This window comes from Streptomyces flavofungini (assembly GCF_041028215.1).
GTDB lineage: Bacteria > Actinomycetota > Actinomycetes > Streptomycetales > Streptomycetaceae > Streptomyces > Streptomyces flavofungini_B.
Window position 1 is genome coordinate 1 of sequence record NZ_JASKYR010000407.1, and the last position, 6,635, is coordinate 6,635.

7 protein-coding genes are annotated in these 6,635 nt (G+C 71.1%); 3 read left to right on the forward strand and 4 right to left on the reverse strand.

Going from position 1 to position 6,635, the window contains the following annotated elements:
* The 3 genes from nth to AB8Z36_RS25180 all read left to right on the forward strand — a co-directional run.
* Window positions 1–815, forward strand: an 815-nt coding sequence (gene nth, locus AB8Z36_RS25170) for an endonuclease III (RefSeq protein ID WP_369215654.1), incomplete at its 5' end; no start/stop codon positions are given.
* Between the two features lie 405 nt (window positions 816–1,220).
* Complete coding sequence (locus tag AB8Z36_RS25175; protein ID WP_369215659.1) at window positions 1,221–1,877, forward strand: NUDIX hydrolase; 657 nt, start codon at window positions 1,221–1,223, stop codon at window positions 1,875–1,877.
* Window positions 1,878–1,926: 49 nt separating this feature from the next.
* Window positions 1,927–3,132, forward strand: coding sequence for a MarP family serine protease (locus AB8Z36_RS25180; RefSeq protein WP_369215655.1), 1,206 nt, complete (start codon window positions 1,927–1,929; stop codon window positions 3,130–3,132).
* Window positions 3,133–3,278: 146 nt separating this feature from the next.
* On the opposite strand, the gene AB8Z36_RS25185 is transcribed toward AB8Z36_RS25180, so the two are convergent.
* The 4 genes from AB8Z36_RS25185 to nhaA form a co-directional block, all read right to left on the reverse strand.
* Window positions 3,279–3,467: a hypothetical protein gene (locus tag AB8Z36_RS25185; RefSeq protein WP_369215656.1), complete on the reverse strand. Its 189-nt coding sequence runs from the start codon at window positions 3,465–3,467 to the stop codon at window positions 3,279–3,281.
* Window positions 3,468–3,664: 197 nt separating this feature from the next.
* Complete coding sequence (locus tag AB8Z36_RS25190; protein ID WP_369215660.1) at window positions 3,665–4,582, reverse strand: alpha/beta fold hydrolase; 918 nt, start codon at window positions 4,580–4,582, stop codon at window positions 3,665–3,667.
* An 86-nt stretch (window positions 4,583–4,668) separates the two neighbouring features.
* Window positions 4,669–5,166: a phage holin family protein gene (locus AB8Z36_RS25195; protein ID WP_369215657.1), complete on the reverse strand. Its 498-nt coding sequence runs from the start codon at window positions 5,164–5,166 to the stop codon at window positions 4,669–4,671.
* A 75-nt stretch (window positions 5,167–5,241) separates the two neighbouring features.
* On the reverse strand, window positions 5,242–6,635 hold a 1,394-nt coding region (gene nhaA / locus AB8Z36_RS25200), incomplete at its 5' end, for a Na+/H+ antiporter NhaA (protein ID WP_369215658.1).

A 6,635-nucleotide genomic window follows, 5' to 3' on the forward strand; every position in this document is an offset into this window, starting at 1 on the left:
CCACCAAGCCCGCCCGCGGCAAAAAGGACACGCCCGCCACSCYCGSCCCGCAGGAGTCGCACGCCGCGCTCGTTCGGCGGGCGCGGCGGATCAATCGGGAGCTGGCCGAGGTGTACTCGTACGCCCACCCCGAGCTGGACTTCGAGAACCCCTTCGAGCTGCTCGTGGCGACGGTTCTCTCCGCGCAGACCACGGACCTGCGGGTGAATCAGACGACGCCGAGGCTGTTCGCCAAGTACCCGACCCCGGAGGACCTGGCCGCGGCCGTCCCCGAGGAGGTCGAGGAGCTGATCAGGCCGACCGGCTTCTTCCGTGCCAAGACCAAGTCGATCATGGGCCTGGCCAAGGCCCTGACGGAGCAGTTCGGGGGCGAGGTCCCCGGACGCCTCGACGACCTCGTCAAACTGCCCGGCGTAGGCCGCAAGACCGCCTTCGTCGTGCTCGGCAACGCCTTCGGAGTGCCCGGCATCACCGTGGACACCCACTTCGGCCGCCTCGTCCGCCGCTGGAAGTGGACCGAGGAGACGGACCCGGTGAAGGTCGAGGCGGCCGTCGCCGCACTCTTCCCGAAGAGTGAATGGACGATGCTCTCGCACCGCGTGATCTTCCACGGCCGCCGCATCTGCCACTCCCGCAAGCCCGCCTGCGGCGCCTGCCCGATCGCCCCGCTCTGCCCGTCGTACGGAGAGGGCGAGACGGACCCGGAGAAGGCGAAGAAGCTCCTGAAGTACGAGATGGGCGGCTTCCCCGGCCAGCGTCTCAAGCCCCCGGCGGACTACCCCGGCAAGCCGGCGCCCCCGCTCGCGGCGGGGTGACACCCGCGCGGGGGGCGCCATCCGCGCACGACGGGGCGACATCGGCGCACGACGGGGCGACATCGGCGCACGGCGGGGTGACATCGGCGCGGAGCGGAACGAACGGGGAGGACAAGAGCGTTGTCCAGACGGACGGGGGTGCCGATGACGCACGCGAGCGAAATGACGGAAGCCACGAACAGCGAGAGCAGGAGCCGGACCGACGGGCGAGCCGCGCAAAGAAGCGGCCCGCCGACGACGCACAGCCACGACGACGAGGCGACGCACACCCACGACGACGAGGCGACGCACACCCACGGCGGCGAGGCGACGCACACCCACGGCGACGAGACGGCGCACAACCGCGACGGCCAGACGACGCACAGCCGCGCCAGCGACCCCGCACCGGCCGGCCCGGCGCCAGCCCTGAGCACCGTCGGCCTGCCGTCCTGGCTCGACCCGGTCGTGCACGCCGCGCGGACCGTCAAGCCGCCCCAGCTCAGCCGCTTCCTGCCCCCGGAGAGCGGCGCGGGACGCCAGTCCGCCGTGCTCGTCCTCTTCGGCGACGGCGCGCGGGGCCCCGAGCTGCTCCTGATGGAGCGCGCGAGCTCCCTCCGCTCGCACGCGGGCCAGCCCTCCTTCCCCGGTGGCTCCCTCGACCCCGAGGACGGCGACCCGCGGACCGACGGACCGCTGCGCGCCGCCCTGCGCGAGGCCGAGGAGGAGACGGGCCTGGACCCCAGGGGCGTCCAGCTCTTCGGCGTGCTGCCCCGCCTCTTCATCCCCGTGAGCGACTTCGTGGTCACCCCGGTGCTCGGCTGGTGGCACACACCGACCCCGGTGGACGTCGTGGACCCGAACGAGACGGCACGCGTCTTCACGGTCCCCGTGTCCGATCTCACGGACCCGGCCAACCGCGCGACGGCCGTCCACCCGAGCGGCCACCACGGCCCCGCGTTTCTCGTCGAGTCGGCTCTGGTCTGGGGTTTCACGGCCGGCGTGATCGATAGAATCCTGCACTTCGCGGGCTGGGAGCGCCCCTGGGACCGCAGTAGGCAGGTCCCGCTCGACTGGCGCGCATGACAAGGTTGCGTGGACGTGGCGGCCGCGATGCGAGGCGAGGATTGAATCGGTGAACGTGCTGGACGTCCTGTTGCTGCTGGCCGCGGTCTGGTTCGCGGTCGTGGGCTATCGCCAGGGCTTCGTGGTCGGCATCCTCTCGGTGATCGGGTTCCTCGGCGGCGGTCTCGTCGCGGTGTATCTGCTGCCGATCGTCTGGGACGCGCTCAAGGACGACGAGGCGGCCGGGGTGAGTACGACGGCGGCGGTCGTCGCCGTCGTCATCGTGATCGTCTGTGCCTCGATCGGCCAGGCCTTCACCACCCACCTGGGCAACAAGCTGCGGAGATACATCACCTGGCAGCCCGCCCGCGCCCTGGACGCGACGGGCGGCGCCCTGGTGAACGTGGTGGCGATGCTCCTCGTCGCCTGGCTGATCGGCTCGGCCCTCGCGGGCACGACGCTGCCGACGGTCGGCAAGGAGGTGCGGAACTCCAAGGTGCTGCTCGGCGTCTCGCGCGCCCTGCCCGGCCAGGCCGACACCTGGTTCAACGACTTCTCGTCGGTCCTCGCGCAGAACGGCTTCCCGCAGGTCTTCAGCCCGTTCTCGAACGAGCCGATCACCGAGGTCCAGCCCCCCGACCCCAAGCTCGCCAAGAGCAAGGTGGCCACGACCGCGAAGCGCTCCATCGTGAAGGTGCGCGGCGAGGCCCGTAGTTGCGGCAAGGTCCTCGAGGGCACCGGCTTCGTCTTCTCCGACCGCCGCGTGATGACCAACGCGCACGTGGTGGGCGGCGTGGACGAGCCCACGGTCCAGATAGGCGACACGAACCAGACGTATGACGCAAAGGTCGTGCTCTACGACTGGGAGCGGGACATCGCCGTGCTGGACGTGCCCACGCTGAAGGCACCGGCCCTGAAGTTCACGTCCAAGGACGCGCCGAGCGGCGCGGGCGCCATCGTCGCGGGCTTCCCCGAGGACGGCCCCTACGACGTCCGCCCCGCGCGCGTGCGCGGCCGTATCCAGGCCAAGGGCCCGGACATCTACCACCGCGGCACCGTGCGACGGGACGTCTACTCGCTCTACGCGACCGTCCGCCAGGGCAACTCCGGCGGCCCCCTGCTCACACCCGACGGCAAGGTCTACGGCGTGGTGTTCGCGAAGTCGCTCGACGACCCCGACACCGGTTATGCCCTGACGGCGGACGAGGTGCGCGAGGACATCGAGCGGGGCCGCACCGCCAACCAGGAGGTCGACAGCCAGGGCTGCGCCCTCTGAGCAACGCCCTCCGAGCAGTGCCGTCAGTTCCTCCAGAGCCCTCAGAGCCTTCTGGCGCCCGCGAGCTTCGCGCGAGCGCCAGAAGGGAAGAAGGGAAGGGGAAAGAGCGGTGGGAGGAAGAAGAGCGGAGTGTCCGGCGGGCGAGGTCAGTCGCGGGTGTGCCGGAGCCGCGCGGAGACCCAGCGGGCCCTCCGGCGGAGAATGCGGGGAATGCCCATGGCCTGCGGCGGGCCGTGGCGGCTCACGTCCTGTTGTCCGCCCCTCTCGCGGCTGTTCAGCGCTGCGGCCGAGCGGCGATTGCGTGCTACGTCACTGTAGTCGTGCGTCCAGCCCATACCCGGACGTGTGCCCGGGCCCCATGGTCGGTAATCGCGCTCAGGGGCCCCAATTGGCCTATGCTTCCGGCAATTGGCGTTCGTAGGACAAGTGTTCCCAAAGGCGATCCCCGACGGCCGGGTCCAGAGCTGGCTGCGGCCCGGCCCAGAGCTGGCTGCGGCCCGGCCCGGAGCCGGTTGCGGCTCAGCCCAGAGCCTCAGCGGTCGGGCTCGGGGTCCTTCAGCCAGCTCACCAGCTCCGTGGAGAACGCCGTCGGGTCCTCTTCGTGCGGGAAGTGCCCGAGCCCGTCGAACAGCCGCCAGCGGTAGGGCGCTTCCACGTACTCACCGGACCCCGCCGCGCTCCTCGTACGCATCACGGGATCGAGCGAGCCGTGCAGATGCAGCGTCGGTACGCGCACGGGCCGCTTCATACGGCGGTTGAACTGGATGCCGTCGGGCCGCGCCATCGACCGCACCATCCAGCGGTACGGCTCGATCGAGCAGTGCGCCGTCGATGGGATGCACATGGCCCTGCGGTACGTCTCGACCGCCTCGTCGTCGGGCAGGCGGGGTCCCGACCAGTCCCGCACCAGACGGCCCACCAGGGCACCGTCGTCGGCGATCAGTTGACGCTCCGGCAGCCACGGCCGCTGGAAGCCCCATACGTACGAACCCGCGGCGGTCTGCCTGCGGTCCGAGAGCATCGCCGAGCGCCAGCGCCGGGGGTGCGGCATCGAGGAGACCGCGAGGCGGCGCACCAGCTTGGGCCGCATCACCGCCGCCGTCCACGCGAGATAGCCGCCGAGGTCGTGACCGACGAGGGCGGCGTCCGGCTCGCCGAGCGAGCGCACCACACCGGTGATGTCCAGGGCGAGGTTGGCCGGGTCGTAGCCGCGCGGTGTGCGGTCACTGCCGCCCACGCCCCGCAGGTCCATCGCCACGGCACGGAACCCGGCGTCGGCGAGCGCCACGAGCTGGTGCCGCCACGTCCACCAGAACTGCGGGAAGCCGTGCAGCAGCAGGACCAGCGGCCCGTCCCCCATCTCGGCGATGTGGAAGCGGGCTCCGTTGGCGGCCACGTCCCGGTGGGTCCACGGGCCCTCGACGCGTACGACCGACGAGGGTTGCGCCATATGGGCGACGAGGTCGCGTGCGGGGCCCGGCGCGTGGCCTTGCCGCGGGGTGCCGTCGATGGCCTGGTCCTTGGGGGCGGGCTCCGTCATGAGGACGAGCGTGCCACAGTGGCCCCCGTCTCACCGACTCGGACGTCGACGGCACCCGCGGGGCTCACGGAACGGGGATGCGGCTTGACGTTCCCCAGTACGGCGGCCGTCTCCTTGGCCGATGCGGCGACCTTCTGCGGGCCCTTGCCCTTCTTGGCCTTCTTGGCGAAGACCACGCCGATCAGCGCGAGCGCCCCGGCCACCAGCACATTGGCGGCGAAGGACAGCAGGAAGCAGACGGCGAGGTTCCAGTCGCTCCAGGTGTGGATGCCGTACGCCAGCGCGAAGCTCAGCATCGGCAGCGAGAAGATGAGGACCATGCCGGCCGCGCCGAACGCGCCACCGCCGATCGCCCCGCGCTTGACGTCCTGCCGCAGCTGGGCCTTGGCCAGCGCGATCTCGTCGTGCACCAGCGCGGACATCTCGCTGGTCGCCGTGGCGACCAGCTGACCGAGGCTGCGCTCGGCGCCGACGGGGCCGTCGGGTGAGCTCATCGCGTTCTCCCCTTTTTCTCTTCTGATCTCTTCTGAGACCTGTCTGCTCAGACTTCTGAGGTATGTCTGCTCAGATCATGCCGGACCGTTGCCATCCTCGCTTTCCCCACCCGCGACTTCGGCAAGCCTGCGGTGTTCCGCGGCCTTCTTCTCGTGGATGGCCGCCATTCGGAGGTGGTACTCCGGCTTGTGCAGCTCGTACACGTCGGGGATGCCGTCGAGGTCCTCGTCGCGCTCCTCGTCCTCCCAGAGCCCGCGGTACTTGGCGTTCCGTATTTTCAGCAGGATGCCGGAGAGCACGGCCGCGATGAGGGAGCCGGTCAGGACGGCGGCCTTGATCTCGTCCGTGAGCCGCGGGTCCCCGGTGAAGGCCAGCTCGCCGATCAGCAGCGACACGGTGAAGCCGATGCCCGCGAGCGAGGCGACCGCGAACACGTCGGCCCAGGCCAGGTCCTCGTTCAGCTCGGCCTTGGTGAAGCGTGCCGCGAGCCAGGTGCCGCCGAAGATGCCGACCGCCTTGCCGACGACGAGGCCCAGGACCACGCCGAGCGTCTCCGGCTGGGTGAATACGTCGCCCAGCGCCCCGCCCGAGACGGACACACCGGCGCTGAACAGCGCGAACAGCGGCACGGCCAGGCCCGCAGACAGGGGGCGCACGAGGTGTTCGACGCGCTCGCCGGGGGAGTGCGGCTCGCTCTCGTCCCGCCGGTGGCAGCGCAGCATCAGGCCCATGGCGACGCCCGCGATGGTGGCGTGGATGCCGCTGTTGTACATCAGGCCCCAGATGATCACCCCGAGCGGCACGTAGACGTACCAGCCGCGGACCCCCTTGCGCAGCAGCACCCAGAAGACGGCCAGGCCGAGGAAGGCGCCGCCGAGCGCCGCGAAGTTCAGGTCGCTGGTGAAGAAGACCGCGATGATCAGGATGGCGAAGAGGTCGTCGACGACGGCCAGGGTGAGCAGGAAGGCGCGCAGCGCGGACGGCAGCGAGGTGCCGATGACGGCGAGGACCGCGAGGGCGAAGGCGATGTCGGTGGCGGTGGGCACCGCCCAGCCGTTCGTCGAGCCGCCGCCGAGGGTGTTGGTCAGGACGTAGACGAGCGCGGGCACGGCCATGCCGCAGAGCGCCGCGACCACCGGCAGCGCGGCGGCCCTGGGGTCCCGCAGATCGCCCGCGACCAGTTCGCGCTTGAGCTCGATGCCCGCCACGAAGAAGAAGACGGCGAGGAGCCCGTCGGCCGCCCAGTGCTGGACGGAGAGGTCGAGCCCGAGCGAGCCGGGGCCGAGATGGAAACCGCGCACCGACTCATACGCGCCGCCCGCCGTATTGGCCCAGATCAGCGCGGTGACCGCGGCCACGAGCAGCAGGACTCCGCCGACGGTCTCGGTGCGCAGGGCTTCGGCGACGAAGTTCCGCTCGGGCAGGGACAGCCGTCCGAGGAGCTTGCGGCGGGTGCGGGGGGCGGGCG

Coding starts and splice junctions, on each gene's coding strand:
- AB8Z36_RS25195 (WP_369215657.1), bottom strand. CDS start 5,166: ATGAGCTCACCCGACGGCCCCGTCGGCGCCGAGCGCAGCCTCGGTCAG.
- AB8Z36_RS25190 (WP_369215660.1), bottom strand. CDS start 4,582: ATGGCGCAACCCTCGTCGGTCGTACGCGTCGAGGGCCCGTGGACCCAC.
- AB8Z36_RS25185 (WP_369215656.1), bottom strand. CDS start 3,467: ATGGGCTGGACGCACGACTACAGTGACGTAGCACGCAATCGCCGCTCG.